The 26,873-nt window shown below is 64.1% G+C and carries 27 protein-coding genes; 10 read left to right on the top strand and 17 right to left on the bottom strand.

The genetic code is table 11. The features are described from left to right. Positions 1-186: 186 nt before the first annotated feature. The 3 genes from sufB to C4S71_RS14995 all read right to left on the bottom strand — a co-directional run bounded on the left by sufB (position 187) and on the right by C4S71_RS14995 (position 4,047). Positions 187-1,629 carry a Fe-S cluster assembly protein SufB gene (gene sufB, locus C4S71_RS15005; RefSeq protein ID WP_086510747.1) on the bottom strand — a complete coding sequence of 481 codons (1,443 nt, stop codon included), beginning with the start codon at positions 1,627-1,629 and terminating at the stop codon, positions 187-189. A 70-nt stretch (positions 1,630-1,699) separates the two neighbouring features. Continuing rightward, positions 1,700-2,164 (bottom strand): SUF system Fe-S cluster assembly regulator, encoded by a 465-nt coding sequence (locus C4S71_RS15000; RefSeq protein ID WP_086510746.1) that lies wholly within the window; start codon positions 2,162-2,164, stop codon positions 1,700-1,702. Positions 2,165-2,328: 164 nt separating this feature from the next. Continuing rightward, entirely contained in the window at positions 2,329-4,047 is a 1,719-nt protein-coding gene (locus C4S71_RS14995) for a putative bifunctional diguanylate cyclase/phosphodiesterase (RefSeq protein ID WP_103969675.1), read from the bottom strand. Between the two features lie 293 nt (positions 4,048-4,340). On the opposite strand from C4S71_RS14995, the gene C4S71_RS14990 reads away from it, so the two are divergent. Together C4S71_RS14990 and C4S71_RS14985 are read left to right on the top strand one after the other, a co-directional pair. Continuing rightward, entirely contained in the window at positions 4,341-4,808 is a 468-nt protein-coding gene (locus C4S71_RS14990; RefSeq protein ID WP_103969674.1) for an Lrp/AsnC family transcriptional regulator, read from the top strand. Between the two features lie 50 nt (positions 4,809-4,858). Next, entirely contained in the window at positions 4,859-5,785 is a 927-nt protein-coding gene (locus tag C4S71_RS14985) for a complex I NDUFA9 subunit family protein (RefSeq protein ID WP_234239834.1), read from the top strand. On the opposite strand, the gene C4S71_RS14980 is transcribed toward C4S71_RS14985, so the two are convergent. From C4S71_RS14980 to C4S71_RS14965, 4 genes are all read right to left on the bottom strand, one after another. Next, positions 5,755-6,438, bottom strand: a complete 684-nt coding sequence (locus tag C4S71_RS14980; protein WP_086510742.1) for a phosphate signaling complex PhoU family protein — start codon at positions 6,436-6,438, stop codon at positions 5,755-5,757. The two genes, C4S71_RS14985 and C4S71_RS14980, sit on opposite strands and share 31 nt — an antisense overlap. A gap of 25 nt (positions 6,439-6,463) precedes the next feature. After that, the gene (locus C4S71_RS14975; protein ID WP_234239835.1) at positions 6,464-7,672 is read right to left on the bottom strand and encodes a Na/Pi cotransporter family protein; all 1,209 of its coding nucleotides are present in this window, start codon (positions 7,670-7,672) and stop codon (positions 6,464-6,466) included. 107 nt (positions 7,673-7,779) lie between these two features. Beyond that, complete coding sequence (locus C4S71_RS14970; protein WP_086510740.1) at positions 7,780-8,217, bottom strand: nucleoside deaminase; 438 nt, start codon at positions 8,215-8,217, stop codon at positions 7,780-7,782. Positions 8,218-8,353: 136 nt separating this feature from the next. After that, a complete protein-coding gene (locus C4S71_RS14965) occupies positions 8,354-8,896 on the bottom strand; it encodes a hypothetical protein (RefSeq protein WP_103969672.1) in 543 nt (180 codons plus the stop codon). Positions 8,897-9,035: 139 nt separating this feature from the next. Between C4S71_RS14965 and C4S71_RS14960 the strand changes: the two genes are divergently transcribed. The 3 genes from C4S71_RS14960 (at position 9,036) to C4S71_RS14950 (ending at position 11,647) form a co-directional block, all read left to right on the top strand. Further along, entirely contained in the window at positions 9,036-9,920 is an 885-nt protein-coding gene (locus C4S71_RS14960) for a LysR substrate-binding domain-containing protein (RefSeq protein WP_103969671.1), read from the top strand. A gap of 113 nt (positions 9,921-10,033) precedes the next feature. Beyond that, complete coding sequence (locus tag C4S71_RS14955; protein WP_103969670.1) at positions 10,034-11,278, top strand: MFS transporter; 1,245 nt, start codon at positions 10,034-10,036, stop codon at positions 11,276-11,278. Between the two features lie 3 nt (positions 11,279-11,281). Further along, positions 11,282-11,647, top strand: a complete 366-nt coding sequence (locus C4S71_RS14950; RefSeq protein ID WP_103969669.1) for a hypothetical protein — start codon at positions 11,282-11,284, stop codon at positions 11,645-11,647. Here the strand turns inward: C4S71_RS14950 and C4S71_RS14945 are convergent. Together C4S71_RS14945 and C4S71_RS14940 are read right to left on the bottom strand one after the other, a co-directional pair. After that, entirely contained in the window at positions 11,613-12,524 is a 912-nt protein-coding gene (locus C4S71_RS14945) for a ribose-phosphate diphosphokinase (protein ID WP_103969668.1), read from the bottom strand. The two genes, C4S71_RS14950 and C4S71_RS14945, sit on opposite strands and share 35 nt — an antisense overlap. Then, positions 12,524-14,116: a thymidine phosphorylase family protein gene (locus tag C4S71_RS14940; protein ID WP_086510737.1), complete on the bottom strand. Its 1,593-nt coding sequence runs from the start codon at positions 14,114-14,116 to the stop codon at positions 12,524-12,526. The genes C4S71_RS14945 and C4S71_RS14940 overlap by 1 nt, the downstream gene beginning before the upstream one ends. 188 nt (positions 14,117-14,304) lie before the next feature. Between C4S71_RS14940 and C4S71_RS14935 the strand changes: the two genes are divergently transcribed. After that, on the top strand, positions 14,305-15,243 hold the full coding sequence (locus C4S71_RS14935) for a 2-dehydropantoate 2-reductase (RefSeq protein ID WP_086510736.1): 939 nt from the start codon (positions 14,305-14,307) through the stop codon (positions 15,241-15,243). Positions 15,244-15,340: 97 nt separating this feature from the next. Then, positions 15,341-16,108: a class I SAM-dependent methyltransferase gene (locus tag C4S71_RS14930; RefSeq protein ID WP_086510735.1), complete on the top strand. Its 768-nt coding sequence runs from the start codon at positions 15,341-15,343 to the stop codon at positions 16,106-16,108. Between the two features lie 81 nt (positions 16,109-16,189). On the opposite strand, the gene thpD is transcribed toward C4S71_RS14930, so the two are convergent. From thpD to C4S71_RS14915, 3 genes are all read right to left on the bottom strand, one after another. Next, positions 16,190-17,101, bottom strand: coding sequence for an ectoine hydroxylase (thpD, locus tag C4S71_RS14925; protein ID WP_103969667.1), 912 nt, complete (start codon positions 17,099-17,101; stop codon positions 16,190-16,192). Positions 17,102-17,279: 178 nt separating this feature from the next. Continuing rightward, positions 17,280-17,993, bottom strand: a complete 714-nt coding sequence (locus C4S71_RS14920) for a hypothetical protein (RefSeq protein ID WP_103969666.1) — start codon at positions 17,991-17,993, stop codon at positions 17,280-17,282. 36 nt (positions 17,994-18,029) lie between these two features. After that, positions 18,030-18,506: a YbhB/YbcL family Raf kinase inhibitor-like protein gene (locus C4S71_RS14915; protein WP_103969665.1), complete on the bottom strand. Its 477-nt coding sequence runs from the start codon at positions 18,504-18,506 to the stop codon at positions 18,030-18,032. Between the two features lie 75 nt (positions 18,507-18,581). Between C4S71_RS14915 and C4S71_RS14910 the strand changes: the two genes are divergently transcribed. Then, positions 18,582-19,043 carry a flavodoxin family protein gene (locus tag C4S71_RS14910; RefSeq protein ID WP_103969664.1) on the top strand — a complete coding sequence of 154 codons (462 nt, stop codon included), beginning with the start codon at positions 18,582-18,584 and terminating at the stop codon, positions 19,041-19,043. An 88-nt stretch (positions 19,044-19,131) separates the two neighbouring features. Here the strand turns inward: C4S71_RS14910 and C4S71_RS14905 are convergent, their stop codons facing one another. The 3 genes from C4S71_RS14905 to fadB all read right to left on the bottom strand — a co-directional run bounded on the left by C4S71_RS14905 (position 19,132) and on the right by fadB (position 22,833). Continuing rightward, complete coding sequence (locus tag C4S71_RS14905) at positions 19,132-19,320, bottom strand: CCGSCS motif protein (RefSeq protein WP_103969663.1); 189 nt, start codon at positions 19,318-19,320, stop codon at positions 19,132-19,134. Between the two features lie 128 nt (positions 19,321-19,448). Beyond that, positions 19,449-20,627 carry an acetyl-CoA C-acyltransferase FadA gene (gene fadA, locus C4S71_RS14900; protein WP_086510729.1) on the bottom strand — a complete coding sequence of 393 codons (1,179 nt, stop codon included), beginning with the start codon at positions 20,625-20,627 and terminating at the stop codon, positions 19,449-19,451. Between the two features lie 28 nt (positions 20,628-20,655). Continuing rightward, positions 20,656-22,833: a fatty acid oxidation complex subunit alpha FadB gene (fadB, locus tag C4S71_RS14895; protein ID WP_103969662.1), complete on the bottom strand. Its 2,178-nt coding sequence runs from the start codon at positions 22,831-22,833 to the stop codon at positions 20,656-20,658. A gap of 334 nt (positions 22,834-23,167) precedes the next feature. On the opposite strand from fadB, the gene slyA reads away from it, so the two are divergent. Further along, a complete protein-coding gene (gene slyA / locus C4S71_RS14890) occupies positions 23,168-23,611 on the top strand; it encodes a transcriptional regulator SlyA (RefSeq protein WP_086510726.1) in 444 nt (147 codons plus the stop codon). A gap of 2 nt (positions 23,612-23,613) precedes the next feature. Here the strand turns inward: slyA and C4S71_RS14885 are convergent, their stop codons facing one another. Continuing rightward, positions 23,614-24,144, bottom strand: coding sequence for a preprotein translocase subunit YajC (locus tag C4S71_RS14885; protein ID WP_103969661.1), 531 nt, complete (start codon positions 24,142-24,144; stop codon positions 23,614-23,616). A 100-nt stretch (positions 24,145-24,244) separates the two neighbouring features. Between C4S71_RS14885 and C4S71_RS14880 the strand changes: the two genes are divergently transcribed. Further along, positions 24,245-24,697, top strand: a complete 453-nt coding sequence (locus C4S71_RS14880; protein WP_086510724.1) for a universal stress protein — start codon at positions 24,245-24,247, stop codon at positions 24,695-24,697. Between the two features lie 220 nt (positions 24,698-24,917). Here C4S71_RS14880 and C4S71_RS14875 read toward each other — a convergent pair whose 3' ends face one another. After that, positions 24,918-26,846 (bottom strand): ATP-binding cassette domain-containing protein, encoded by a 1,929-nt coding sequence (locus C4S71_RS14875; protein ID WP_103969660.1) that lies wholly within the window; start codon positions 26,844-26,846, stop codon positions 24,918-24,920. Positions 26,847-26,873 lie beyond the last annotated feature (27 nt).

Genomic DNA, 26,873 nt, shown 5'->3' with positions numbered 1-26,873 from the left:
TACCTTTTCGATTCTGGCGAGCCGCCACCGCGACCCGAAAAAAATTTGTTTCCACCCCGCCTGCAAGCGCGTCATGAGCGAAGGTCAATCAAGGCGGAAGCCCGACGAGTGCAGCGGAGTTGTCTGCTGCTCAGTGAGCATGCCGAGTCGGGCTTCCAACACAGAGTGACCGAGCGCAATAGCGCTTTAACCGACGGCTCCCTCTAGCGTGACGTTGAGCAGCGCCTCGGCCTCCACGGCGAACTCCATCGGCAGCTCCTGGAACACGTCCTTGCAGAAGCCGTTGACGATCATGCTCACCGCGTCCTCCTCGGAGATGCCGCGACTCTGGCAATAGAACAGCTGGTCCTCGCCGATCTTCGAGGTGGTCGCCTCGTGCTCGATAGTGGCCGTGCTGTTGCCGATCTCCTGGTACGGGAAGGTATGCGCGCCGCACTTGTCGCCGATCAGCAGCGAGTCGCACTGAGTGAAGTTGCGCGCCCCCTTGGCCCGCGGGCCGATCTTGACCAGGCCGCGGTAGGACTGGTTGCTGCGGCCGGCGGAGATGCCCTTGGAGACGATGTAGGAGCGCGTGCCCTCGCCGATGTGGATCATCTTGGTGCCGGTATCGGCCTGCTGGCGGCCGTTGGTTACCGCCACCGAGTAAAACTCACCGATGCTGTCGCGACCGCGCAGTACGCAGGAGGGGTACTTCCAGGTGATGGCGGAACCGGTCTCGACCTGGGTCCAGCTGATGCGCGAGCGATCGCCGCGACAGTCGCCGCGCTTGGTGACGAAGTTGTAGATGCCGCCCTTGCCATCCTCGTCGCCGGGGTACCAGTTCTGCACCGTGGAGTACTTGATGTAGGCGTCGTCCAGCGCCACCAGCTCGACCACCGCGGCGTGAAGCTGATTCTCGTCGCGCATCGGCGCGGTACAGCCCTCCAGATACGAGACCTGGGCGCCCTCTTCGCAGATGATCAGGGTGCGCTCGAACTGGCCGGTGTTGGCGGCGTTGATGCGGAAGTAGGTGGAGAGCTCCATCGGACAGGTCACGCCCTTGGGCACGAAGACGAAGGAGCCGTCGGTGAACACCGCCGAATTGAGCGCGGCGAAGTAGTTGTCGGCCACCGGCACCACCGTGCCCAGGTACTGCTTGATCAGCTCCGGGTAGTCGCGGATCGCCTCGGAGATCGAGCAGAAGATCACTCCCGCCTCGTGCAGCTTCTCCTTGAAGGTGGTGGTCACCGAAACGGAGTCGAACACCGCGTCCACCGCCACCCCGGCCAGGGCGGCACGCTCGTGCAGCGGAATGCCCAGCTTCTCGTAGGTCTCGAGCAGCTTGGGGTCGACCTCGTCGAGGCTCTGGGGGCGGTCCTCGGGGCGCTTGGGCGCGCTGTAGTAGGAGATCGCCTGGTAGTCGATGGGCGGATAGTCCAGATGCGCCCAGGACGGCTCTTTCATCTTGAGCCACTGATGGTAGGCCTTGAGGCGCCACTCGAGCATCCACTCGGGCTCGCCCTTCTTGTTGGAAATGAAGGCGATCACGCTCTCGTCGAGCCCCGGCGGTACCGTCTCGCTCTCGATGTCCGTCACGAATCCCTCTTTGTATTCGCGGCGGACCAGCTGTTCCATTTCCTGACTTGCCATGGTCTCTCCCCTCCCGGGCGGTTGGGCCGGCGAGCGTACTCGCCTCGGGTAATGAATCCGGTTCGCTGGCTCAGGCCGTATCGGCGGCCAGGCTCACGCTCTGTATGGGCAGCTGCACCGGCAGCTTGATCGGTGCGCTGTCGGCCAGATGGGCCAGGGTCACGCTGTCGAGCAGAGTGCGCACGGCCAGCGACACGCGCTGCCAGTTGTCCGACACGCCGCAGGTGGCGAGCAGGTCGCAATCGCCCTCGGCGTGACTGCATTCGGTCATCGCCACCGGCCCCTCGATGGCGGTGATGATGTCGATGGCGGTGATACGCGATGCCGGGCGCGCCAGAGAGTAGCCCCCCTGGGCACCGCGGCGCGACTCCAGCAGCCCCGCCTTGACCAGCATCTTCAAGGTCTTGCTCACCGTGGGATGCGGTAACTGTACGGTCTCGGCCAGCTCCGTCGCCGCATGGGGCTGCTCGGGATGCCTGGCGATCTGTGCCAGGATCACGGCGGCGTAATCGGTCAGCCGGGAAAGCTTCAGCATGCCTGACTCCTGGGTCTCACGATGCGGAGTAGTGCCATCGCTCCATTTGGGACCATTTTAGTCCTGTATGGATTCGATGTGAAGTCCCAGTGACGAAAAGGGCCTCGCAGGCAGTGAGATAGCGGCACGTTCGGCGCCGATGTCATCAATAAATAGAATCATTCCTATTTGTGACGACTATCGACTGATGCCGAATGGGAACTTCCGAGGGAGGACCGTTCGCGCTCACGCTGCCAGGCCAGCACCTCCTCGGCGGGAAGCGCCTTGGCATAGAGAAAGCCCTGGGCCTGATCACAGCCCATCTCCTGCAGCAGCCGGTGCTGCTCCTGGGTCTCGACGCCCTCCGCGGTTACCTCGAGATCGAGCGCATGACCCACATCGATCAGACAGGCCATCAGCTTGCGCGCCCGTCGATCGTGCTCCAGACCTTCGACGAAGGCACGATCGATCTTGAGTCCCGTGAGAGGCAGGTGACGCAGGTACTCGAAGGAGGAAAAGCCGGTGCCGAAGTCGTCGATGCTGACCCGGATCCCGCAGCTGCGAATTCGCTCCAAGGCCCGCTTGGCGGCAAAAAGGTCATGCACCAGCGCGCTCTCGGTGATCTCCACTTCCAGCCGGGACGGCTCCATGCCCGACTGTCTGACATGCTCGCCCAGCTCTTCCAGCAGCGCATCGTCCATCAGATTGCGCACCGAGAAATTGATGCTGACCCGTTTCTCCTGGCGCATCGCGAAACGGCATGCCTCGGTGGCCACGAAGCGGGTGACGGGTGCGATCAAGGTGGTGTTTTCCACTTTGGGCATGAACATCCCGGGGGGAATCAGATTACCCTGCGCGTCTCGCCAGCGAATGAGCCCTTCGTAGCCCGTCAGCTCACCGTCGGCAAGACGCAGCTTGGGCTGATAATGAAGTTCGAACTCCCCCTTGGCCAAGCTGCGGCGCACCTGCGCAATCAACTTGACATTCTGCACGCCACGACGAGCGAAGGCAGGCTGGAAGTGGCAATAGGAGCGCTGCTTCTCCGTTGCGGCCAGCATGGCGATACGCGCCTCACGCACCAGGCCGCCAGGCGTATCGTCGGGAGACTTGTGCAAGGCACTACCCAACACCAGCTGAGCACGCAGGGGAACACCGAGGGCCACCAGATTGTCCTCACCCAGTTCCACCACGCGGGCAGCGATCCGATTGAGCTCATCGAGCCCGACTGGCCACAGCAGCAGAGCCAACTCGGCCCCGCTCACCCGATAACACCCCAGCAGGTTGGGTCCCAGCCGAGCCAGACGGCGGTCGATGGCCAGTACCAAGTCGTCACAGGCGTCCGCTCCCAGGGCCTCCATGATCTCGGTGATGTCCTCGATGCGCATCAGGATCACTCCCGTGCTGCGCCCATCCAGCCGCGCTGGGGCCTGCAACAAGCGTGACAGATCCGCCTCCAGGGCGATCTCGTTGGGCAAGCCAGCGCGCGGATCGGTTCGTGCGGCCCGCTCGAGGTTGAGATGACTCTGTCTAAGCCGCTCGAACAGAACGCCGGCAAAGGCACCGATAGCCAGGTACAGACACAGGCGGATCACCCAGTTGAGGGTGGCCTGGGCCTCCCCCGAGGCCACCGTCAGCGGCATCGCCGCCATCAGCAAGCCAGCCATCAGCGCGACGAGCAGCGAGCCACGCCAGGTATACCAGGCACCCGCCAGCAAAACCGGTATCAGCATCAGATAGGGGTAGGCATAGCGTGTCCCCCCAGTGACATAGACGATCAAGGTGCCCAAGGCCAGCAGTGCCACCAGGATCATGAGCCGACTGGTCTGACGTACGGCGGGCGGCCATGACTGCCACCGATGCTCCACGGCACGCCAGGCTCGCAGAGCGCTGCTCATGGCTGTCATGACGACCTCCTAACCAATTCGTCTGAACCACAGACTAACCCAATTGAGGCTACCTGCTATGTCTCATTAAAGTGTAAGCAAGATGAGCGAATGAGACTCTCAATGCCCTCAACGTTTCGTCCTGCCCTCCCACCTCATCGCGCCTCAGCGTCTTGCGTATGGTGAAAAAAGCCGCGGCTGCGTCTCGAATACGCCTGGAAACTGGCGAGCACGGGCCGCATTCGCCAGACTTGCAATGATGGTTAGCGGTATCGGCCAAGGAACCACTGAACGCCACATTGACGAGGCACCCCATGCGTAACCTCAAAATCGACCGCATTGACCGCATGCTGCTAGAAGCTCTGCAGCAGGACGCCCGTCTGACCACTGCCGAACTGGCAGAGTTGGTGAACCTCTCCCCTTCTCCATGCGCTCGCCGCATCCGCAGGCTAGAGCAGGCAGGACTGATCACGCGCTATCGCGCCGAGCTGGACAAGACACTCCTCGACCTGGCGGTAACCAGTTTCGTCCAGGTACGCCTCGACCAGCACCAGCGGGAACAGGTCGAGCACTTCGAACACGCCGTTGGTGCCATGCCGGAAGTGATTCAGTGCCATAGCGTTTCCGGCCACTTCGACTATCTGCTCCAGGTCATCACCACCGATATCGATACTTTCGAGCACTGGCTGAGACAGTTTCGTCAGCTGACGGCGGTCAGTGCCGTGGACAGCAGCTTCTCGATACGTACGATCAAGGAGAACGGCGCCCTGCCCATCCAGTGAGGCTTTCCTCGGCAAGGCGGTTCAAGCGGTAGGCGATGAATGGAGAAGACATGACGAAGGCCCCGATCACGGTGTTCGGCGGAACCGGCTTTCTGGGCACTCGGATCGTTCGCGAATTGTTCGAAGCGGGCCACAGGGTGCGTATAGCGGCCCGCCACCCGAGGCTGCCTGACTGGGCCGAACCCGGCGATCCGCTGGAGCCGCTGGTGACCGATGTGCGGAGTGAGGCCGAGGTCGGCCGTGCGCTCGAGGGAGCCGGTGGCGCGGTCAATGCCGTAAGCCTCTACGTGGAGAGCGCCGAGCTGAACTTCGATGACATTCATGTCGAGGGGGCCGGTCGCATGGCACGCCTGGCCCGGACGGCGGGGGTGGAAACCTTCGTCCAGCTTTCCGGCATTGGCGCAAGCCCGACGTCGCGCTCACGCTATGTCAGTGCGCGGGGACGCGGGGAAGCGAAGGTGGTCGAAGAGTACCCCAAGGCGGTGATCGTGCGCCCCAGCGTGATGTTCGGCGCCGGCGACGCCTTCATCTCCCGTCTGGCGGGCTTGACGCGGCTGCCGGTGATACCGCTGTTCGGCCACGGCCAGACCCGCCTGCAGCCGGTGCACGTGGTAGACGTCGCCCGTGCCATTGCCAGGCTGCTGGGCGCCAATCCGCCCCAGCGCCGCCTGTTCGAGCTGGGCGGCCCGGACGTGCTGCGCTATCGCGACGCGGTGAAGCTGTTGCAGGCGCAGCTGGAACGCGAGCGCCCTTTGCTGGCCATTCCCTTCCCGCTGTGGCACCTGGCCGCCCTGCTGGCAGCACCGCTGCCCGGCTCACCGCTGACCCGCGATCAGGTCTTCATGATGAGCGAAGACAATACGGTCGGCGAAGACGTTGGCACCTTCGCCGACCTGGATATCCTGCCGCGCTCGCTGCGCGACAGCCTGCCCGACTGCCTGACGACTCAGGCCTCGGATTCGTCCTCGTCGGAGTAGAAGTCGAGGTCCTCGAGGCGACCGAGAGCCGCAGTGGCGATGTTGGCCAGATGGGCCGCCACGCGCTTGTAGTGGCGCGCCAGCAGCGAGTAGGCCACGGCCTCGTGGAACTCCACCCTGTCCTCATCGCGGAACAGCTCCTCGATCAGCCGGTCGCAGTGCGGACGCACCTCACGAGCCAGCGCCAGGGCCTTGCGCGCACTGGCCTCGTCGGACTTGTGCGCCGACTTGATGACCATGCCGAACATCTCCGCCACCTGGGCGGCAATGCGGTCCAGCGGCTCCTGGTACTTGGTGACGTGAAAACCTTCGCGGTAGAAGTGTCCTACCTCGAAGACGTTCTTGCAGTAGTCGCCGATGCGTTCGGCGTCCTTGGCCACGCTCATCAAGGCCAGGCAGATCGCCACGTCGTGGCCCGGATTGACCGTCAGGTGGCGCAGCACCTTGCGCCGAATGGAGCGCTCGAGTTCATTGATGCTGCGGTCGCGCTCGTAGAGCGGCTGGCGCACTTCATCGGCGGGCACCGTGCTGTGCAGCACCTCGTTGGCCCGGTCGAACATCCAGGCGCCGTCACGCAGCATCTGGGTGAGATCCTCAAAGGCGAGATTGATGGTGTTTTCAGAGGTCAAGGCGCTGAATAGCTGACGAAACATCGAGGAAACTCCTGAAATACCGCGCTCAGCGCAGGCTCGTGAACAGTTCGACGGCACCGATTCCCAGCAGGGGGATCACCAGGAACACGCCAATCAGGAAAATGAAGGCATAGCGGGTCTGGCGAGCCGCCAGCTTGCCGTACCAAGTGGCCACCTTGAGCGGAATATAGCGCAGCGGCCACCAGATGGCGGTACCGGTCAGATTGAAGATGACATGGAACAGCGCCACGGTCATGGCCGCTGCCACCGGGTTGGCGGTGGCCGCCAGTACGCTGGTCACGGTCGTGCCCAGATTGGCCCCCATCATGAACGGCAGCACCCGACGCAGGCGCACCACACCGGCGCCGGCCAGGGGCACCATCAGGCTGCTGGTGATGGTGCTCGACTGCACCAGCACGGTGGAGACCAGACCGACGCCATAGGCGCGCAGGTCGCTGCGGAAGAAATAGGTGCGGAACAGGCCGTCCATGTGCCGCAGCAGCGCGCCGCGCAGGTTTTGCACCATGAAGATCAGGGCGATGAACATCAGCAGCAGCCCCAGCCCGGCCACCAGCAGCCCCTGAGCGGCCGGCGTGGGCGTCAGCCACCCACCGATCATGTTGAAGAGATCAACTACCGGCTGGGTAATGACCTTGATCGGGCTGTTGGGCCGGGCCACTTCGTCGAGGCCGATCAGATCGGCCAGCCAGCCCGCCAGCCGCGAGAAGATACCGCGCCCCGTCTCGTGAAACAGACCGCTGACGAACTCCAGCGGAAAGACCACCAGCACGGTGAGAATGTTGAAGAAGTCGTGCATCAGCGCCGCCGTGAAGGAGCGCCGGAAGTTGCGCTTGATGCGCATGTTGGCCAGCGCCACGATCACCCCGGTCACCGCGGTGCCGATGTTGGCGCCCATGATGGCGAAGACCGCGGTGCCGAGCGTCATCTCGCCGCTCGCCACCAGCGTCACGATCAGCGCCGAGGTGAACGAGGAGCTCTGCACGATCATGGTGACCAGCACGCCGGCCAGCAGCGCGATGAAGGGGTTCTCCCCGTAGGCGAAGAGCTGGGTCAGGAAGTCGCTGGCACGGCCGAAGGTACCGAGGCCCGCGCCAAGGACGTTCAGGGCCGCCAGAAAGAGATAGAGACAAAGGCCGGCATAGATGCCGCGCATCCAGGCCGGCACTTCACGAACCGGTTCACGAGCCAGTGCTGCGCGTTGCGTTCCGCTGGAAGAAGGAGGTGGTTTCGACATGAAAGGGCCACTTACTCTCTGCAGGAAATGTGACGGATGCGTGACACCCAGGTGACTGCTGGCGAACGGTAACCATCCTGTGTGACAGTTTCATGACAGCGACGCGCCTACTCGCCGATATCCTCGTTCCACAGTTCGGGAGACGCCTCGATGAAGTGCGTCATCAGCTCGATGCACTCTTCGAGCTGCAGCACTTCGACCGCCACGCCGCGAGAACGCAGCAGCTCTTCTTCACCGAGGAACGTGCGATTCTCGCCGATCACCACGCGGGGTATGCCATACAGCAGGATCGCCCCGCTGCACATGGGGCAAGGGGAGAGCGTCGTGTAGAGCGTGCAGTTGCGATAGACCGATGCCGGCAGCCTGCCGGCATTCTCCAGTGCATCCATCTCACCATGCAGCACCGTACTGCCCGCCTGCACTCGGCGGTTGTGCCCACGCCCGATGATCTCGCCCTGGTGCACCAGCACCGAGCCGATGGGAATGCCACCTTCGGCCAGCCCATTGCGGGCTTCATCGATTGCCGCTTGCATGTAATGGTCCATCTGAAACGCTCTCCTTTTGACAAGGCGTGCCCGGCGTTGCGGTGACCTTAGCAGATGCCGTGAAAGACTGCCCGTCAACACACCTCGGCGCAGGCAGCCTCGGTCACCGATACAACCCTGCACTCACACTGCATCATCATTGCCAGCGCCAGCCATGGCGCTCCCACCACGCCTGGGCGATCTCACGGTTGTCGGCATTGGCGCTCTCGCTGAGCGTTTCGCTCAGGCGCACGTAATCCCCGCCGGTCTGGGCCATGAGCTGCGGATCCTGGGTCGCCAGCTGCAGCGCATAGAGCACCAGCATCAGTTCGTACTGGTTGCGGGTGTCGATCAGCGCATACAGCATCGGCACCGCGGGCTCGCCGATCTGGCCCAGCCGCTCCGCGGCGATGTACCACACCCGCGGGTGCTCTTCGCCGCCATACACGTCGATGAAACGCCTGTCGGCCAGACGGCTGATGTAGTAGTGGATCTCATCGTCTTGCGAAGCAAAGTGCGGGGGAACCCAAAAGCGGTCTTCCCGCGTGGTGCCGCTCACTGCTGCGGGCGGCGGCGTGGTGGCCGGCTCGACCTGCTCGGGGGACGGAGCCTCCTGCGGGGCGGGCGCCCGAGAGGGGCCGGCGCACCCATACAGGAACAGCAGTAGGATCAAGGCACTGGCCAATGTTTTGTACGACATCTCGTTCTCCCTGAGCTTGCGATGGCATGCTGCGCTTTTTACGCGTTTGTCGAGCCGCTGGCTATACCTGGAGCCTGGATGATGGCTACCTCGAGGTTGCCGTGGTAATGAACTAAGTATCCACCGAACGAGAGATGACATGGCACGACGGCTCCCCCCAATGAACACGCTACGGCTTTTCGAAGCCGCAGCGCGACATGGCCAGCTCAAGGTGGCGGCAGAAGAATTGTCACTGACCCCAAGCGCGGTGAGCCACGGCGTTCGCACGCTCGAGCAATGGCTCGGCATCGCCTTATTCCAGCGCACCCCACAGGGCCTGCGGCTGACAGCCGAAGGCGAGCGCTATGCATCGCTGGTACGAGAGTCGCTGACGCTGCTGAGCGAGGGCACAGAGCGAATGTTAGGCGCTCAGGCACCACGCCGGCTAGCCATCAGCGTGCCGCCCTTCTTCGCCGTACGCTGGCTGCTGCCACGACTCGGCGAGTTTCGTACACTCTACCCGGACATCACGGTGCTGCTCGATACCTCACAGCAGCAGGTATCGCTGGAGAAAGGTGACGCGGACCTGGCGATCCGGATGGGTAGGGGTGACTGGCCAGCACTGGTCAGCGATCTCCTTTTCCGCGAGCGCCTAGTGCCGGTGTGTGCTCCCACCCTGGTGGAGCAGCTTCGTGTCAGCCCGATGGCAGTGTGCCATATCCACTTGCGTACCGTTAACGAGGAGTGGCAACGCTGGTGCGAAGCCACGGGTCACCCCCTGCCTGCCCCCGAGAGAGCGCTCTTCGTCGACACACTGCAATTGGCCTACGAGGCAGCCAGCAGCGGCTTCGGCGTCGCCATGGGCAGGCGTCCGTTGGTCGACACCGAGCTGGAACAGGGAAGATTGGTCCAGCCCTGGCAGGACAGCGTGGCCGTCGAAACCGGCTATTGGCTGGCGGTTCCACCACGCCGACAGCACGAGCCAGTGATTGCGCTGTTTCGTGACTGGCTACTCCAGCAGAAGCCTACCGCACAACAGCAGTGAGTCACCCCTGACGAATTTCTCTCAACCGGGAGCGAAAAGGTTTCGTTTGAGCCATCCGTTGCGCTCGGTTGCAATGCGGTCATGTTGTCGCCCTTGCTATGGAGGGTCTCAAAATGACCGCTTCCCCTGCCCCACCTTCCTTGGCATCCAACACACCGCCATTACTGGTGCTGGTTGGCTGTGCCTGTGCCATCTCTCTCATCACCTTCGGTGTGCGCTCTATCTTCGGGCTGTTCACCGATCCGGTCGTCGAAACGCATGGCTGGACACGGGAAACATTTGCCTTTGCCATCGCGCTGCAAAATCTCATGTGGGGCCTGACGCAGCCCTTTGCCGGTGCCCTGGTCGACCGCTACGGTCCCGTGCGGGTATTGGTTACCGGAGCTGTATGCTACACCGCCGGACTGGCCCTGATGGCGGTGAGCGCCTCGCCGCTGTCGCTGACTCTCAGCGCCGGGGTCCTGGTGGGTCTCGGCATGGGCGGTGCCTCCTTCGTCACAGTGCTGGGCGCGCTGGGCAAGCTGGTACCGGCTTCACATCGTGGATGGGCGCTAGGGATGGGCACGGCGGCAGGCTCGCTCGGTCAATTCTTGTTTGCCCCACTGGGACAGGCCTTCATCTCCGGCTATGGCTGGCAGACCGCCGCGCTACTGCTCGCCGTTGGCGTGGCGCTGGTCGTGGGGCTCGCATTTGGCGTGCGCGGCACACCGCAAGCGACCCTCGCCGAGCAGGGACCGCCATTGTCGCTGAGGCAAACGTTGCGTCTGGCACTTCATCACCCCAGCTACGTCTACCTGCTGCTGGGCTTCTCGGTTTGCGGCTTCCAGCTTGCCTTCATCACCGTCCACCTGCCTCCTTACCTCAACGACCAAGGCGTGGATGCCAGAGTGGCCAGCTGGGCCATCGGCGCCATCGGCCTGGCCAACGTGCTGGGCGCCTACGCCGCAGGCATACTCGGCACCCGGCTGAGCCAGCGCGGACTGCTCTCTTTCATTTACTTTGCTCGGGCTCTGGCTATCGTGCTGTTCATGACGCTGCCCATCACCTCCATTAGCGTACTGACGTTCGCCATTGCGATGGGGCTGCTGTGGCTTTCCACCGTCCCGTTGACATCCGGGCTGGTGGCGCTGATGTTCGGCACGCGCTTCATGGCCACGCTGTTCGGCTTGATTTTCCTGAGCCACCAGATCGGCTCCTTCTTCGGCGTCTGGCTGGGTGGCAGGCTGTTCGAAGCGACCGCAAGCTACGAACTCGTTTGGTGGCTCACCGCGGCGCTGGGCGTGGCGGCCGGCTTGGTACACCTGCCCATTCGCGAACGACCTGCTCTGAAGCCAGCCATGCTGGGCGCAGGAGAGTGAGCCATGCCCGCCCTCGCTCTGAGCCGCCACGTCTTTGCCCTTGGCTTCTTCTCGCTGGCCTTGGTGGTGAGCCTGGGTCTTGGCCTGACGGTCGCTCGCCAGGCTGCTCACGGCTTCACGGCACCGCAGACCATGGTAGCCATCTTTCCACCGGGAGCCTCCGCTCGTGCCAGCCGCGAGGCCATACGCGAGGCCATACGCGAGGCCGGCGCGCTACCGCGCCGGGAACTGCTCGGTGGCGTGCTGGTGAGCTTCGTTGTTTGGGATCCACAGCAGATCATGCAACTGGAGCGCAGCGGTGCCTTCAGCTTGGCCCTGTTTTCCCGGCCCAGTTTCACACTTGGCTGTGGTGCCAGTGTTCCGCCATGACATTGTTCAGGGCCGCTGCCAGCGCCGGTGCCAGGAGCACGGCATTGCTCTGGTGGGGAATGCTGTCGGTGCTCCAGACCTCTTCCACCCCGGCCTGACGAATCACACTCAGCGCGTCGCCGGCAAACAGAGCGTGCGTCACGGCCACGTCCACGCCGGCAGCACCGGCGGCCAGCACTCGTCTCGCCGCCTGGGCCAGGGTACGCCCCGAGCTGGCAATGTCGTCCAGCAGCACGACACGACGACCGGCAAGGGCCAGCTCCGGCAGCGCAATCTCGACCTCTCGGTCGCCATGGCGCTGCTTGGTGCACACGCCGTACGCCAGCCCCGTCGCCCGCGCGGCACTTTCCACCCACTGCGCCGACTCTGCGTCGGGCCCCAGCAGCAGCGCATCGCGGCGTCGTTCGGCGATGGCCTCGGCCAGTGCCGGGGCCGCGGAGAGCGCAACGGCCTGGCGCAACGGCACCGCCTGCTCGAGGCGCTCGATGCGATGCAGATGCGGATCGACGGTGATCAGCGCATCGAACAGCTCGGCAAGAAAGCCGCCGACCAGCCGCTGACTGACCAGCTCGCCCGGGCGGAAGGCGATGTCCTGGCGCATGTAGGCCAGATAGGGAGCCACCAGCACCAGGCGCCTGACGCCTCGCTCACGTGCGTGACGCGCCAGCAGCATCAGCTCGACCAGCTTGTCGTTGGGTCGATTCAGGCTGCGATAGACGACCAGACACTCTGGCAGCTCGGCGTCCGGCAGGCGCAGGCACAGCTCTTCATCGGGAAAGCGGTGGCGTTCCATGCGCAGCGCCTCGATGCCGACCGCCGCTGCCAAGCGCTGGGCGGCGGGAGATTCTTCGTCGAAATAGAGCAGACTCACTTGCATCAGAACTCCACGTTCAGGCGTTGTATCTCGTCAGGTTGGCCGATATCGAAGCCGCTGTCCCGCTCACTGCACTGAAGCGCGAAGCCGTGTTCGCTGCGATAGGCCGCATGGACCCGATAGAGCGGCTGGCCCTGCTCGACGCGATCGCCGATGCGGGCCAGCAGATCGACCCCCGCGCCCCTGGCCTTGGGCGCGCCGGCCAGGCGCGCGATCCTGGCCAGGCGCAGGTTGTCGATAGCGGTGACCACACCGGCCTGGGGCGCCAGCACTTCGAAGCGGTGCGGTGCCAGTTCGGGATCGTCGAGATCGAAGGGCTTCTCGCCCTGAGCGCGGATGATGGCCTGCATCTTCTCCAGGGCACGCCCGGAGTCGAGAATGTCGCGGGCGATACCGAAGCCGTCTCCGCCGCGGATGTCGGGATCGAACTCCAGCATTCTCCCCGCCAGACGCAGCGATTTCTGACGCAGGTCCATGGGCGCATCGGGATGGTTGGTGAGTACTCGCATCACGTCGCGGGCTTCCAGCACCGGGCCGATGCCGCGCCCGATCGGCTGGCTGCCGTCGGTGATCACTACGTCGAGGACCAGCCCCATGCGCCCTGCCACGAACTCGAACAGCTTTCGCAGCCGGCGCGCCTCCGGCATGCTGCGCACCTTGGCGTGCGGCCCTACCGGGATGTCGAGCAGCAGGTGGGTGGAGCCCGCCGCGATCTTCTTGGAGAGGATTGAGGCCACCATCTGCCCCGGCGAATCGATGGAGAGCGGACGCTCCACCGCGATGAGCACGTCGTCGGCCGGCGACAGCTCGCTGGTGCCGCCCCAGGCCACGCAGCCGCGGTGAGTACGCACTAACTCACCCAGCTCGTCGAACGGGACTTCGACCTTGGCCAGGACCTCCATCGTATCGGCGGTGCCGGACGGCGAGGTGATCGCCCGCGACGAGGTCTTGGGACACAGCAACCCATGAGCGGCCACGATGGGCACCACCAGCATGGAGGTGCGATTGCCCGGAATTCCACCGATGCAATGCTTGTCCACCACCGGATGCTCGTGCCAGTCGAGGCGTCGCCCCACCCTGCCCATGGCGTCGCTGAGATAGAAGACCTCCTCGCGATCCAACTCGCCCAGCTCGCAGGCCACCACGAAGGCCGTCAGCTCGATCTTCGAATAGCGCAGCTCGGCAATGTCCTGCACGATCTCGCGAAAGTCCTGACGCGAAAGGCGCTCGCCGGCGATCTTGCGCCGCAGGGCCGGGATCGATGCGGGCGGCTCCGCCTGCGAAACGCTGACCGGATGCCCCTCCGCCACCCCGAGCAGGGCGAAGGCATCCTCGGAAAGGCCGAGCTGGGTATGGCCGACGATGGCCACGTCATCCACCACGTTCAGCGTGGCCAGTATCCGCTTGCCGTTGGCACGGACCTCCACCTTGGAAAGCGCTTGAAACCCCTCGGCGCGGTACAGGTCGCACTCGCGGTGCAGGTAGGCGACGTTTTCGCGATAGGTGTCGATCGCCACGCGGCACAGCGCCAGAGGCAATCCCGTTTCTGCGCCAGTCACGTCGCTGGCCGCGTTAGTGGGTCGAGTGTCGTTCATGTGGCGCCCGCCTTCGGCTGGTCGATGCGTTTCAGTCTGCCTCATTTGCCTCAACCTGTGCAGCGCCATGATGAGCGCTCATGATCCAGGACAAGCTCCACAGCAGGAGCTGGAGATCACCAAATCGCTGCTTTGCCGCTATGCTCCGAGTAACACCATTCGCAACACCTGTAAGGAAAGGAGACAGCATGAAGTTCGCCATCATGGGTAGCGGCGGTGTCGGCGGCTATTTCGGTGCACGCCTGGCCGAAGCCGGCGAGAACGTCACTTTCATTGCCCGCGGTCGGCATCTGGCCGCCATGCAGCGCGACGGACTTCACGTGAGCAGCATCAAGGGCGATGTGGTGGTAAAGCCTGTCAAGGCCACCGACGATCCTGCCACGCTGGGAGAGGTGGATTGTGTGATCGTGGCCGTCAAGGCATGGCAGGTGCGCGAGGCAGCGGAAACCATCCGTCCGCTGGTCGGGCCCGACACCTTGGTCCTGCCACTGGAAAACGGTGTCGAGGCCGCCGATATCCTGGCCGAGGTACTCGGCGAGGCGCCGGTCCTCGAAGGGCTGTGCGGTATCCTGGCCTGGCGTGAATCGCCGGGCCACATTCGTCATGCCGGCGTAGACCCCTTCGTGCGCTTCGGCGAACGCGACAATCGCACCAGCGAGCGCACGGCCCGTCTCAAGGCGACATTCGACAAGGCACATGGCGTCAGTGCGGAGATACCCGACGACATCGTCGTCGCGCAATGGAGCAAGTTTCTCTTCATTTGCGCCATGAGCGGGATCGGCAGCCTGTGCCGGGCGCCCATCGGCATCACCCGCCAGCTGCCCGAAACGCGCGCCCTGATCCAGGGCATGCTGGAGGAGATCCATCAGGTGGCCCATGGTCATGGCGTTGCCTTCCCCGGCGACGCCGTGTCGCGAGCCATGCAGTTCATCGATGCCATGCCGGCGGACAGCACCTCCTCCATGCAGCGCGACATCCTGGCCGGTGAACCCTCCGAGCTGGAGTCACAGAATGGCGCCGTGGTGCGCCTGGGCCGGGCGGTCGGCGTCGAAACGCCGATCCATGCCGCCGTCTATGCGGCGCTGTTGCCTCAGGAGTTGGCCGCCCGAGGGGAGCTCTCCTTCTGACGCCGAATGCAGCTGTCACGGCATACGGTCGGCTATGCCGACAACCTCGGGGTGGAGTAAGCTTGAAGTGAGGCCCGAGACCAGAGAGAGGCATACCATGACCGAAGCTCCGCATAACGCCCCGGGCCAGCACTGGAACGCTGCCGACTACAGGCACAATGCCGATTTCGTCTCTGCCTTGGGCCATGAGGTGGCGAAACTGCTCGCCCCCCGTCCCGGCGAGCGCATTCTCGACGTGGGCTGCGGCGACGGCTCCCTGACGGAGACGTTGGTGAAAGCGGGCGCCACCGTGGTCGGCATCGACACCTCCCCCGACATGGTTGCCGCCGCCAAGGCGCGAGGCCTCGACGCTCGCGTCATGGATGCCCACAACCTGCCCTTCGAGCATGAGTTCGATGCGATATTCAGCAACGCCGCCCTGCACTGGATGCTCAACCACGAGGCCGTCCTGGCCAGCCTCCACCGTGCGCTGAAGCCGAATGGGCGTTTCGTCGCCGAGTTTGGCGGGCACGGCAACGTGGCGGCCATCTGCACCGCCATGCTGGCGGCGCTGCAGGCGCGGGGAATCAGCGGCAGAGCCCGCTTTCCGTGGTTCTTTCCCACCGTCGAAGAGTACACCGAAAGCTTGGAAGCGGTAGGCTTCACGGTCGAGAGCATCGAACTGATTCCACGCCCGACGCGCCTGCCAACGGGTATGACCGGCTGGCTCGAGACCTTTGCCGCTCCCTTCCTGCACGGCCTGGACGAGTACTTGCGCGAGGCGATACTCAACGACGCCCTGGCCCTGCTGGCGCCGAGCCTGCGCGACAGCCATGGCAACTGGACGGCCGACTACGTTCGCCTGCGCGTCAAGGCGCTGTGCTGAAGGATTCGCCCCGCAGCCGGGGCGAATGTCGTGAGAGATGCGAGCGAACGATATCTGCGGTGTGCCCAGGGCGGGCGCGGCTCAGCCGACCGGCTCCAGCGGATTCCAGTCGGTGCGATTGGCCAGGAATTCAGGACGCGGGCGGTTGCCGCAGAATGGATTCATCAGCCCGTTCTCGACGCTGTTGTAGACGAAGAAGAGATTGCTGCGTGGCCAGCACGACATGTTGATGTTGGAGCCGTGCATGGTATTGCACTCGAACATCACCAGTGTACCCGCCGGCCCCTTGGGCGCCTCGATATCGCCCTTGAGCATCAGTTCGCGCAGGCTGGCATTGTCGGGCACCCCGACATCCTGGCTCTTGAGCGACTCCTTGTAGTTGTCCGTTGGCGTGCGACCTACGCAGGGCACGAAATAGCGGTGAGAGCCGGGAATCAGCATCAATGGCCCATTGAATTCACCGTTGTCGGTCAGAATGATGGAGCAGCTCAGCGAACGCATCCGGGGCATGCCATCCTCGCTGTGCCACGTCTCGAAATCGGAGTGCCAATCGAAGCCCTTGCCCTTGAAGCCGGGCTTGTAGTTGATCCGTGACTGGTGAATGTATACACCCTTGCCGAGCAGTTGCTCGACCATCGCCAGCAGTCGCGGATCCCGTGTCAGGCGACTGAAGCGCTCGGAGATTTCATGAATGCCGAAGATCGAGCGGATCTCCTCACGGCCCGGCTCCAGAATGGTGCCCTCCGAGAGCTTGAGGTCTTCATCCTGCTCGTACTCGCGCAGCTCCTGTATGAAGGCTTCCATCTCTTCGCGGTCGAAAAAGCCCTCGAACGACAGGAATCCCTTCTCTTCATACTCACGAACCTGAGCTTCGCTCAGCGGCCCATCGCTACGCTCCGCCTCATCGGTGAAAACCACGGGGTCGATACGCTCGAACATTCCCAACTTGCGCTCCAATCGCGTCGGGAACAGGTCCTGGACATCGTTCTTCATCGCATGCTCCTCCTTGATCCAAGCGAAACGCCAGTCATCCGAACTGGTAATGATTCAACCTAGACCTGGAAACGTTTGCATGCAAAGCGAGTTTGTATCGGCCTATTGCGCAAAGAAAATTAACCGTAAGCGCGGATCGAGCGGAACATTCCACTGACAACCTTCCACTGACAGGCCGTCAGGTGCGGGATGGGTGCAGCGAGGAAAAGTCATCCTTGTCGTTCAACTGCACGATCTCCCGGCACAGACGCTTGCGCTGCCACCAAGACGACAGGCGCTTGGTATCCCAGGTCGCCGGTACCAGGCCGCAGCTCGGCTGGCGGTCGATGAATTCGAAACACCGCTCAGCCCCGACCGGCAGATCTTCGGAGCCATAGATGCAGATGATGCGAATGGTCAGCGAGTGGAACACCACCCCCTGTTGGGGTTGGTAGCCTTCCATCTCGAAGCCGCCATCTTGCGCCAGACGGCGCGTCAGATCGCCGAAGCTGTCGATATGGACGAAATCGCCCGGCCCCACAGGCCCCTGGTGGGAGCCGTCCCGCACGCTGGGCGACTGTTCCGAGGCCGGACCAGAGGCATCTGCATCGCGGTTATCGTCGCCATCGCTGTAGCTCTCGGTGCGATCGGTCACATCGACGCGCACCACACCATGGGACGTCTCCAGTTCCGCCACGACGTGCTGGATGAAGACGGGTTCCGCGCTCATGTTGCTGATGATGCACAGCGCATCGATGTCCTTCTTCCTGCCCCGATTGATCAGCAGGCGAGGCCGGCGTTGACGGCGAAAGCTGAAGTAGAGCAGTTGGGCATAGACGACCCAGACGATCAACGTGCCGATGTCGGTCAGCACGGAGACATTGTCTCCGTGCTCGAAAAGCCAGTCGAACATCGCAATCCTCCCTGATTGCCATGAACGTCATGAATATCAGCCGCGCTGGTAGGTGCCGATCAGACGGTTCATGCCGAGCAGGTGCGGCTCGAGCTGCTTGAGCAGCTCACCGAGCCCCAGCCCTTCGGGCAGGTCGGTGGGCTTGTCCAGCGCCAGCACCCAGAAGTAGTAGTGGTGCACGCCGTGCCCTTCCGGCGGCATGGGGCCGGCATAACCCACCTTGCCGAAATCGTTCTTGCCACGGGTGCCGTCACTGCTGCCTTCGCCAAGCGACGTGGTCGAGCCCGGCAGGTTGTAGAGCAGCCAGTGCACGAAGCCGTAGCTGCCATGCTGGACGAGAGGGGCATCGGGATCATGGCAGACGATCGCATAGCCCTTGGTGCCCTCCGGGGCATCGCGCCAGCTCAGCGGTGGCGAAAGGTCATCCCCCTCTCCGGTATGTCGTGTCGGGATGGCTCCATGTGCCTCGAAGGCCGAGCTTTCCACCTGCATGTTCGAGAGTGCAAAGGCCATGTGCGTGTTTCCTCCTGTCTGACGAATACGGAAGGTGCCGAAACAGCGTCGGAAAAAGCCGTTAGACTGTCAAACATGAAACGTCTGCTGATCGTGGCCCATGCGCCCTCGCCCAATACCCATCGACTGCGGGACGCCGCCATGCGCGGCGCATGCCACCCGGATATCGACGCCGTCGAGGCGATGGTGAAAGCGCCGCTCGAAGCCGGCCCGGATGACGTGCTGAACTGCGATGCCATTCTGCTCGGTACCACCGAGAACCTCGGCTACATGAGCGGCGCGCTGAAGGACTTCTTCGACCGCAGCTACTACCCCGTGCTGGAGCAGAAACAGGGCCTGCCCTGCGCACTCTACGTTCGCGCCGGCCATGACGGCACCGGTACACGCCGCGCGGTGGAGAGCATCGTCACCGGGCTACGCTGGCGCTGGGTGCAGGAGCCGCTGATCCTGCACGGCGAGTGGCAGGACGACTTCATCGAGCAGGTCGAGGAGCTTGGCCTCTACCTGGCGGCAGGACTCGAGGCCGGCGTGCTGTAGCGCACCGGCCAAACTTGGCCTTCAGGTGCAAAAAGGGTGTGTCCCAGGGCACACCCGTTTGACGTGGCTAGCGGCCGTCGGGCGGGGGTCAGTTGCTGCATGATCCGCAGCAGGTACCGGGTTGCCCGTGCTTTGCCTTCTTGGCTGCGTCGACACCGTGGCTTCCGTCCACGTTGGCATCCGTGGCAGGTGCCGCCGGTGCTCCAGGCTCGAAAGCCTGAACGGCTTGCTTGTCTTGCGCCTTGTCTTTCTTGAACAGTTTCTTGAGCCGCTCCACGGAAGTCACCTCGCAGCAGTTAAAATAAGCATACAAAATGAATCTTATTGTTCGCACATCAAAACGTCAACGCAACAAACGCCGACGGCCCCGTCCGGCAAGGACGGGGCCGTCGGTCACACAGGCACTTACTTCAGGCGTTCGAAAACGGTCGCCACACCCTGCCCCATGCCGATACACATGGTGGCGAGCCCCAGGGTGGTGTCCTGCTGGCGCATCACGTTGAGCAGCGTGGTACAGATACGCGACCCGGAGCAGCCCAGCGGGTGGCCCAGGGCGATGGCACCGCCGTTGAGGTTGACCTTCTCGTCCATGGCCTCGAGGAAACCCAAGTCCTTGAGTACCGGGATCGCCTGGGCGGCGAAGGCCTCGTTGAGCTCGACGGTCTGGATGTCCTGGGCAGAGAGACCGGCGGCCTTGAGCGCCTTCTTCGAGGCCGGCACCGGGCCGTAGCCCATGATCGAGGCATCGCAGCCGGCCACGCCGGTGGAGAGCACCCGGGCAATGGGCTCGAGCCCCAGCGCACGGGCACGCTCGTAGCTCATGATCGCCATGGCGGAAGCGCCGACCGAGAGCGCCGAGGAAGTACCGGCCGAGACGGTACCGCCGCGCGGATCGAACACCGGCTTGAGCTTGGCCATCTCCTCCAGGCTGGCGTCGATGCGGATGACTTCATCGCGCTTGACCAGCTGGCGGAAGCCACGTTCGTCGTGGCCTTCGACCCCGACGATCTCGTTGTCGAAATAGCCCTTGTCGCTGGCCGCGGCGGCGCGCTGGTGCGAACGCACGCCGAACTTGTCCTGATCCTCACGGGTGACGCCGTGCATCTTGCCCAGCAGCTCGGCGGTCAGGCCCATCATCATGGCGGCCTTGGCGGCGTACTTGCTGGCCGCCGGGTTGACGTCGACGCCGTGAGCCATGGGCACGTGCTCCATGTGCTCGACGCCGCCAATGACGTAGAAGTCGCCCATACCGGCCTTGATGTTGGCCGCCGCGATGTGCAGCGCGGTCATCGAGGAGCCGCACAGGCGGTTGACCGTCTGGGCCGGTACCGTGCGCGGGATGCCGGTCATGATCGCCGCGTTGCGGGCGATGTTCATCGACTGCTCGAGGGTCTGGTTGACGCAGCCCCAGATCACGTCGTCGACTTCGGCCGGGTCGAGGTTGGCATTGCGATCGAACAGTGCCTGCATCACCGCGGCGGAGAGGTTCTCGGCGCGCACGTTGCGGAAGGCGCCGTTCTTGGCCTTGGCCATGGCAGTGCGGACGCCGTCGACCACCACGATGTCTCTCGGATTCAAACTCATTTCAACTTACCTCCTGCTCGTGGTGGGTTCAGCCCTGGGCCTGGCTGGGATAGAAACGCTCGCCGGATTCGGCCATCTTGCGCAGCTTGTCGGTGGGGGCGTAGAGCGGCCCCAGCTCCTCGGCAAGGCCGTCGGCCAGCTTGACGAACTCGGCCACGCCCATGGCATCGATGTAGCGCAGCGCGCCACCACGGAACGGCGGGAAGCCGATGCCGTAGATCAGCGCCATATCGGCCTCGGCCGGCGTCTCGACGATGTCGTCCTCGAGACAGCGCACCGTCTCCAGGCACAGCGGCACCATCATGCGCGCGATGATCTCCTCGTCGGAGAACTCCTTCTCGCTGACCACTACCTGCTTGACCAGTTCGTAGGCCTTGTCGTCGCTGACCTTCTTCGGCTTGCCCTTCTTGTCTTCCTCGTAGGCGTAGAAGCCCTTGTCGTTCTTCTGCCCCAGGCGCTCGTTCTCGTACATCACCTGGATCGCCGTCTTGCCGTCGCGTGCCATGCGCTCCGGGAAGCCTTCCGCCATTACTTCGTTGGCGTGCACGGCGGTATCCATGCCCACCACGTCGAGCAGGTAAGCGGGGCCCATGGGCCAGCCGAACTTCTCCATCACCTTGTCGACGCGCTGGAAGTCGGCGCCCTGCTCCACTAGCAGGCTGAAACCGCCGAAGTAGGGAAACAGCACGCGGTTGACGAGGAAGCCGGGGCAGTCGTTGACCACGATCGGCGTCTTGCCCATGGCCCGGGCGTAGGCCACGGTGGCGGCCACGGCGGCGTCGCCGGTCTTCTCGCCACGGATGACTTCGACCAGCGGCATGCGGTGCACCGGGTTGAAGAAGTGCATACCGCAGAAGTTCTCGGGACGCTTGAGGTTCTGCGCCAGGCGGGTGATCGAGATGGTCGAGGTGTTGGAGGTGAGGATGGTGTCCTCGCTCACCAGGCCTTCCACTTCGGTCAGCACCGCGTCCTTGACCTTGGGGTTCTCCACTACCGCCTCGACGACCAGGTCGACGTGGCCGAAGTCGCCGTAGGAGAGCGTCGGACGGATCAGGGTCAGTTTCTCGGCCATCTGCTCGGTGGTCAGCTTACCCCGCTCCACCTGCTTGGCGAACAGCTTGCGCGACTCCTTGAGCCCCAGCTCGACGGCCTCCTCCTTGATGTCCTTCATCAGGATCGGGGTGCCCTTGGAAGCGCTCTGGTAGGCGATACCGCCGCCCATGATGCCGGCGCCCAGCACGGCCGTCTGTTTGACCGCCTTGGCCTGCTTCTCGAACTTGCCGGCCTTCTTCTTGACCACCTGGTCGTTCATGAACAGGCCGACCAGATTGAAGGCCACATCGGTCATGGCCAGCTTGGCGAAGGCCTTGGCCTCGATGGCCTGGGCCCGGGCACGCTCTTCGCCGGCGCCCTTCTGAATCGCCTTGATCGCCTCGATGGGCGCCGGGTAGTGCGGCCCGGCCTTGCCGGCCACGTAGCCCTTGGCGGTCTCGAAGGCCATCATCTGCTCGATGGCGTTGAGCTTGAGTGGGCCGGTCTTCTCGGCGCGGCGCGCCTGGTAGTCGAGCTCGCCGGCATTGGCACGCGCCAGGATGTCCAGCGCCGCCGCCTCGAGCTGATCGTTCGGCACCACGGCATCCACCGCTCCCACCTTGAGTGCGGCATCGGCACGATTCTCGGTGCCGCCGGCAATCCATTCGACGGCATTGTCCGAGCCGATCATGCGCGGCAGGCGCACGCAGCCACCCCAGCCGGGCAGGATCCCCAGCTTGGTCTCGGGCAGGCCGATCTTGGCCTTGTCGCCCATCACCCGGAAATCGGTGGTCAGCGTGACCTCGCAGCCGCCGCCCAGCGCCAGGCCGTTGATCGCCGTCACCGTGGGGAACGGCAGGTCTTCGATGGCATTGAAGATGTCGTGCACCTTCATCAGCATCGACTCGAGGAACTCGGCGCCCTTGCCGAACATGGTCTGGAATTCGGTGATGTCGGCACCGACGATGAACGACTCCTTGGCGCTGCCGATCACCAGCCCCTTGAGACCGCTCTCGGCGCGAATCGCCTGGACGGCTTCGTCGAGTTCGGCGATCACGGCGCTGGACAGCTTGTTGATGGATTCATCCTTCAGATCGAAGGTGAGCATGGCGACATCGTCGCCCCCGTTCTTGGTACCGCGGGCCACCGTGATGGCATTGCCTTGATAGATCATCCACGAATCTCCACACAGAGGTTGGCGTTGGCGGAGTGCCAGATTTCATACGGCCGTTTGATTTGGGAAAGCTTGGTCCACTCCAGCCGGCACGTCAAGCCCCTGGAGATGCTTTGTTGGCCGTACCGATCGGCACGGTTGGTCATGGAAGTCAACGAACTGGCTGACAGCATAGTTGCTTCAGTGGCAAGAGCTGCACTGGACGGAGCCGCGTCGGCCGCGAAGCGGTGGCCTGCCGCCATGCCGCTCCACATGCGTTTTCGCCAGACAAGTTGCATTACACGCAAGGGGTCCGGACAATTCGACAAATTCAACGATATTATTGCGGAGTCCCATGCATCAGAACATCGGCTTCCGACTGTCCCGCCTGCCCCGGCTGTGGCGCGCCATCATCGATCGACGCCTGGCGCCGCTGGGCCTGACCCAAACCCGCTGGATCACGCTCTACCACCTATGGCGGCTAGGTGACGGACAGCCCCAATGCGACCTGGCACGGGCAATAGGTGTGGAAGCGCCTTCCCTGGTCCGCACCCTCGATCAACTCTCCGAGCAGGGGCTGATCGAACGCTGCCCCTGCGATCAGGACCGGCGTACCAAACGTGTGTTTCTGACACAGGCGGCCACGCCGCTGCTGGAGAAGATCGACGACGTCGTGAATCAGGCGCGGCGCGAAATGCTGGCAGGCCTCAGCGAGGCGGAGATCCGGCAGCTCGACTCCCTGTTGGAGCACATCGAGAACAATGGCCTGGCGATCCAGGCCAGAGAGAGCGACGGCTGAGGTCAGTTGCCCGGCGAGCCGAAGGCACGCTTGGCCCCGGGCCGGTCGGCATGCCCTGCCAGGGCGTCACGCAGTCGCTTGAAGTCCTCGACGTAGCTGAGGAAGCGCTCGGCCGTCTGCGACTCCCACCACCACAGGGTGATGGCGAACTCGGAGGACTCGACGACCAGCGCATCCTGCGGCAGGCGCATCAACAGCGCCTCGAGAGGTTGGCGAGCCGCCTCCGGCAGGGGCCGGAGAGGCTCGATGCGCCAGCGCCAGTCGGCCACGCAGGGCTCGAGCACGTCGCTGGCCTCGCTTGCCCTCACCAGCACGAAGCGCGGGCCCGGGGCATCGCTCGGGTAGCTCCAGCGATAGCCCGGCATGGGCGTGCCGATACCGTGCAGCGGCGGCTTCTCCATGACGACCTTGACCCCGGCTTTCATCGCCGCGCTACGCAGCGGCGCCAGCCGGCGCTGCCTTGCACTGGGCTTGAGCCACATCACCGGCGAGATCATAAGCAAAAGCGCCGCCACGATTACTACCCAGACCATCGCTATCTCCGTTTCTTGACGCAAGTCGTTGTCTTGACTCGTCAGGCGTCCTAGAGTTAAGGCATATCAATCATATCGTGCCGCTTCGCAGGAGTCTGACATGAGCAATGAGTACCGCCACATCCTGGTCGCCGTGGACCTGACCAAGGATTCCCACAAGGTGCTCGAACGCGCCTTGCAGATCGCCGAGCGCAACCAGGCCAAACTGTCGATCATGCATACTCTCGAACCGCTGGGCTTCGCCTACGGCGGCGACATTCCCATGGATCTGACCAGCATCCAGGATCAGCTCGACGAGCATGCCAAGCAGCGCCTGGCCGAGATTGCCGATCCGCACGTGGCCAAGGAGAACCAGCACGTCCTGGTGGGCATGCCGGATACCGAGATCCACCGCTTCGCCGAGGAGCACGGTGTCGACCTGATCGTGGTCGGTTCTCACGGCCGGCACGGCTTCGCCCTGCTGCTCGGCTCCACCTCCACCGGGGTACTGCACGGCGCCCAGTGCGACGTGCTCGCCGTCAGGGTAGGAAAAAAGGGCGAGAGCGCCGAGTAGCGGAAACCCTGTTTATCTACTGCGCTCGACGACCCACAGGGATGTGGGAAGTGCGTTGGTTCGTCGGGAACGAACCTAGCCATTCTGGCCGCCGGCGGTGCCGATACGTCGGACCGTCGCTATCCTCATGTAGCAGGCTACACTGCGGTAGCTCCGCTCCGGCGGCAGCCAGCCTATCTTCGCTCGTAACGATAAACAGCGCTTCCTGTCGAGTTTCTTTTTATTGTTCCCCTGCGGCGAGGGCTTCAAGCTCCATCCACCGCTCCATGGCAGCGTCGAGTTCGGCCTGCTTGTCGCTCATGGCCTGCAGCACCTCGGACACCGTCCCCGCCTCCTGCTGATAGAACGCCGGGTCGCCCACCCTGGCTTCGTACTCCGCCACCTCGGCCTCGAGCCGCTCGATCTCGGCCGGCAGCGCATCGAGCTCGCGCTGCAGCTTGTAGGAGAGCTTGACGGGCTTCTTGGCCGGCGGCGCTGAGGGGGCCGGGCTGGCGGGCGCCTTCTCCACCGCCTTGGCCGTGGGCTCCACCTGCTGACGCGCCGCCCCCTCCCACGGTGCCGGCGGCAGTTTTCCGCCCTGGCGCACCCAGTCGCTGTAGCCGCCCACGTACTCGCGCACCACGCCGTCGCCCTCGAAGGCCAGCACGCCGGTCACCACGTTGTCCATGAAGGCGCGATCGTGGGAGACCAGCAGCAGCGTGCCGTCGAAGTCGAGCAGCAGCTCCTCGAGCAGCTCCAGGGTCTCGACGTCGAGATCGTTGGTCGGCTCGTCGAGCACCAGCACGTTGGCCGGCTGGGTGAACAGCTTGGCCAGCAGCAGCCGGTTGGACTCGCCGCCGGAGAGCGCCTTGACCGGCTGGCGCGCCCGCTCCGGGGTGAACAGGAAGTCCTGCAGGTAGCTGATGACGTGCTTGTCCTTGCCGCCCACGGCGATCCTGTCGCTGCCCTGGGCGACGTTATCGTAGACGCTCTTCTCCGGTTCGAGGCCGGCGCGCAGCTGGTCGAAGTAGGCCACCTTGATGTTGGTACCCAGCCTTACCGTGCCCTCGCTGGGCTCTAGCTCGCCGAGCAGGATCTTGAGCAGGGTGGTCTTGCCGGCACCGTTGCGCCCGATCAGGCCGATGCGGTCGCCGCGCTGGATCTCGAGCGAAAGGTCGCGAACGATCGTCTCGTCGCCGAATCGGTGGGTCACGCCGACGAGTTCGACCACCCGCTTGCCGCTGCGCTCGCCGCTGTCGATGCCGAAACTGGCGCGGCCCTGCACCTCGCGGCGCTGGCTGCGCTCGCGGCGCAGCTGCTCCAGCGCCCTCACGCGGCCCTCGTTGCGGGTGCGTCGCGCCTTGATGCCCTGGCGGATCCAGGCTTCCTCCTGGGCCAGCTTCTTGTCGAACTCGGCGTTCTCCCGCGCCTCGACCTCGAGCTCGTGGGCCTTCTGCTGCTGGTACTTGGCGTAATCGCCCGGGTAGCGCCCCAGCCGCCCGCGATCGAGCTCGAGGATGGTCGTGGCCAGCTTCGACAGGAAGGCCCGGTCGTGGGTGATGAACAGCACCGCACCGTTGAAATCGAGCAGTTGCTCCTCGAGCCAGGCGATGGTGTCGAGGTCCAGGTGGTTGGTGGGCTCGTCGAGCAGCAGCAGGTCGGGCTCGGCCACTAGCGCCCGGGCCAGCGCCACGCGCCGCCGCCAGCCACCGGAGAGCGAGCTCATGAGGTCGTCGGCGGGCAGCCCGAGCCGGGTCAGCACCACGTCGATGCGCTGATGAAAGGACCAGCCGTCGATGGCCTCGAGACGGCTCTGCAGGGTCGCCATGCGCTTCATGTCGGGCTCGGCCGCCTGCACCAGGTGGTGGTACTCGGCCAGCAGCTCGCCGGCCTGGGGCAGGCCCTGGGCCACCACGTCGAAGATCGTTTCCCCCGAAGCGGACGGCAGGTCCTGCTCCAGCACGCCGATCTTCAGCCCCGGCGCGCGCCAGATGCTGCCGTCATCAGGCAGGATCTCCCCTGCCACCAGCTTGAGCAGAGTCGATTTGCCGGTACCGTTGCGCCCGACCAGTGCCAGACGTTCGCCCTTCTCCAGCACCAGGTCGGCGCCGTCGAGCAGCACATGGGTACCATAGGCCAGTTGCAGGCCTTCCAGACGTAGCAGGGTCACACGCTCACCTCATCGTTCATCAAGGCG

It is taken from the genome of Billgrantia desiderata (assembly GCF_900108215.1).
In the GTDB taxonomy this organism is placed as follows: Bacteria; Pseudomonadota; Gammaproteobacteria; order Pseudomonadales; family Halomonadaceae; genus Halomonas; species Halomonas desiderata.
The sequence above is the reverse complement of the archived record's forward strand: the minus strand, read 5'-3'. Positions and strand labels throughout refer to the sequence as shown.

Bases quoted from the DNA above. Each gene is read 5' to 3' on its own strand.
- sufB (WP_086510747.1), bottom strand. From the start codon at position 1,629: ATGGCAAGTCAGGAAATGGAACAGCTGGTCCGCCGCGAATACAAAGAG.
- C4S71_RS15000 (WP_086510746.1), bottom strand. From the start codon at position 2,164: ATGCTGAAGCTTTCCCGGCTGACCGATTACGCCGCCGTGATCCTGGCA.
- C4S71_RS14995 (WP_103969675.1), bottom strand. From the start codon at position 4,047: ATGACAGCCATGAGCAGCGCTCTGCGAGCCTGGCGTGCCGTGGAGCAT.
- C4S71_RS14990 (WP_103969674.1), top strand. From the start codon at position 4,341: ATGCGTAACCTCAAAATCGACCGCATTGACCGCATGCTGCTAGAAGCT.
- C4S71_RS14985 (WP_234239834.1), top strand. From the start codon at position 4,859: ATGACGAAGGCCCCGATCACGGTGTTCGGCGGAACCGGCTTTCTGGGC.
- C4S71_RS14980 (WP_086510742.1), bottom strand. From the start codon at position 6,438: ATGTTTCGTCAGCTATTCAGCGCCTTGACCTCTGAAAACACCATCAAT.
- C4S71_RS14975 (WP_234239835.1), bottom strand. From the start codon at position 7,672: ATGTCGAAACCACCTCCTTCTTCCAGCGGAACGCAACGCGCAGCACTG.
- C4S71_RS14970 (WP_086510740.1), bottom strand. From the start codon at position 8,217: ATGGACCATTACATGCAAGCGGCAATCGATGAAGCCCGCAATGGGCTG.
- C4S71_RS14965 (WP_103969672.1), bottom strand. From the start codon at position 8,896: ATGTCGTACAAAACATTGGCCAGTGCCTTGATCCTACTGCTGTTCCTG.
- C4S71_RS14960 (WP_103969671.1), top strand. From the start codon at position 9,036: ATGGCACGACGGCTCCCCCCAATGAACACGCTACGGCTTTTCGAAGCC.
- C4S71_RS14955 (WP_103969670.1), top strand. From the start codon at position 10,034: ATGACCGCTTCCCCTGCCCCACCTTCCTTGGCATCCAACACACCGCCA.
- C4S71_RS14950 (WP_103969669.1), top strand. From the start codon at position 11,282: ATGCCCGCCCTCGCTCTGAGCCGCCACGTCTTTGCCCTTGGCTTCTTC.
- C4S71_RS14945 (WP_103969668.1), bottom strand. From the start codon at position 12,524: ATGCAAGTGAGTCTGCTCTATTTCGACGAAGAATCTCCCGCCGCCCAG.
- C4S71_RS14940 (WP_086510737.1), bottom strand. From the start codon at position 14,116: ATGAACGACACTCGACCCACTAACGCGGCCAGCGACGTGACTGGCGCA.
- C4S71_RS14935 (WP_086510736.1), top strand. From the start codon at position 14,305: ATGAAGTTCGCCATCATGGGTAGCGGCGGTGTCGGCGGCTATTTCGGT.
- C4S71_RS14930 (WP_086510735.1), top strand. From the start codon at position 15,341: ATGACCGAAGCTCCGCATAACGCCCCGGGCCAGCACTGGAACGCTGCC.
- thpD (WP_103969667.1), bottom strand. From the start codon at position 17,101: ATGAAGAACGATGTCCAGGACCTGTTCCCGACGCGATTGGAGCGCAAG.
- C4S71_RS14920 (WP_103969666.1), bottom strand. From the start codon at position 17,993: ATGTTCGACTGGCTTTTCGAGCACGGAGACAATGTCTCCGTGCTGACC.
- C4S71_RS14915 (WP_103969665.1), bottom strand. From the start codon at position 18,506: ATGGCCTTTGCACTCTCGAACATGCAGGTGGAAAGCTCGGCCTTCGAG.
- C4S71_RS14910 (WP_103969664.1), top strand. From the start codon at position 18,582: ATGAAACGTCTGCTGATCGTGGCCCATGCGCCCTCGCCCAATACCCAT.
- fadA (WP_086510729.1), bottom strand. From the start codon at position 20,627: ATGAGTTTGAATCCGAGAGACATCGTGGTGGTCGACGGCGTCCGCACT.
- fadB (WP_103969662.1), bottom strand. From the start codon at position 22,833: ATGATCTATCAAGGCAATGCCATCACGGTGGCCCGCGGTACCAAGAAC.
- slyA (WP_086510726.1), top strand. From the start codon at position 23,168: ATGCATCAGAACATCGGCTTCCGACTGTCCCGCCTGCCCCGGCTGTGG.
- C4S71_RS14885 (WP_103969661.1), bottom strand. From the start codon at position 24,144: ATGGTCTGGGTAGTAATCGTGGCGGCGCTTTTGCTTATGATCTCGCCG.
- C4S71_RS14880 (WP_086510724.1), top strand. From the start codon at position 24,245: ATGAGCAATGAGTACCGCCACATCCTGGTCGCCGTGGACCTGACCAAG.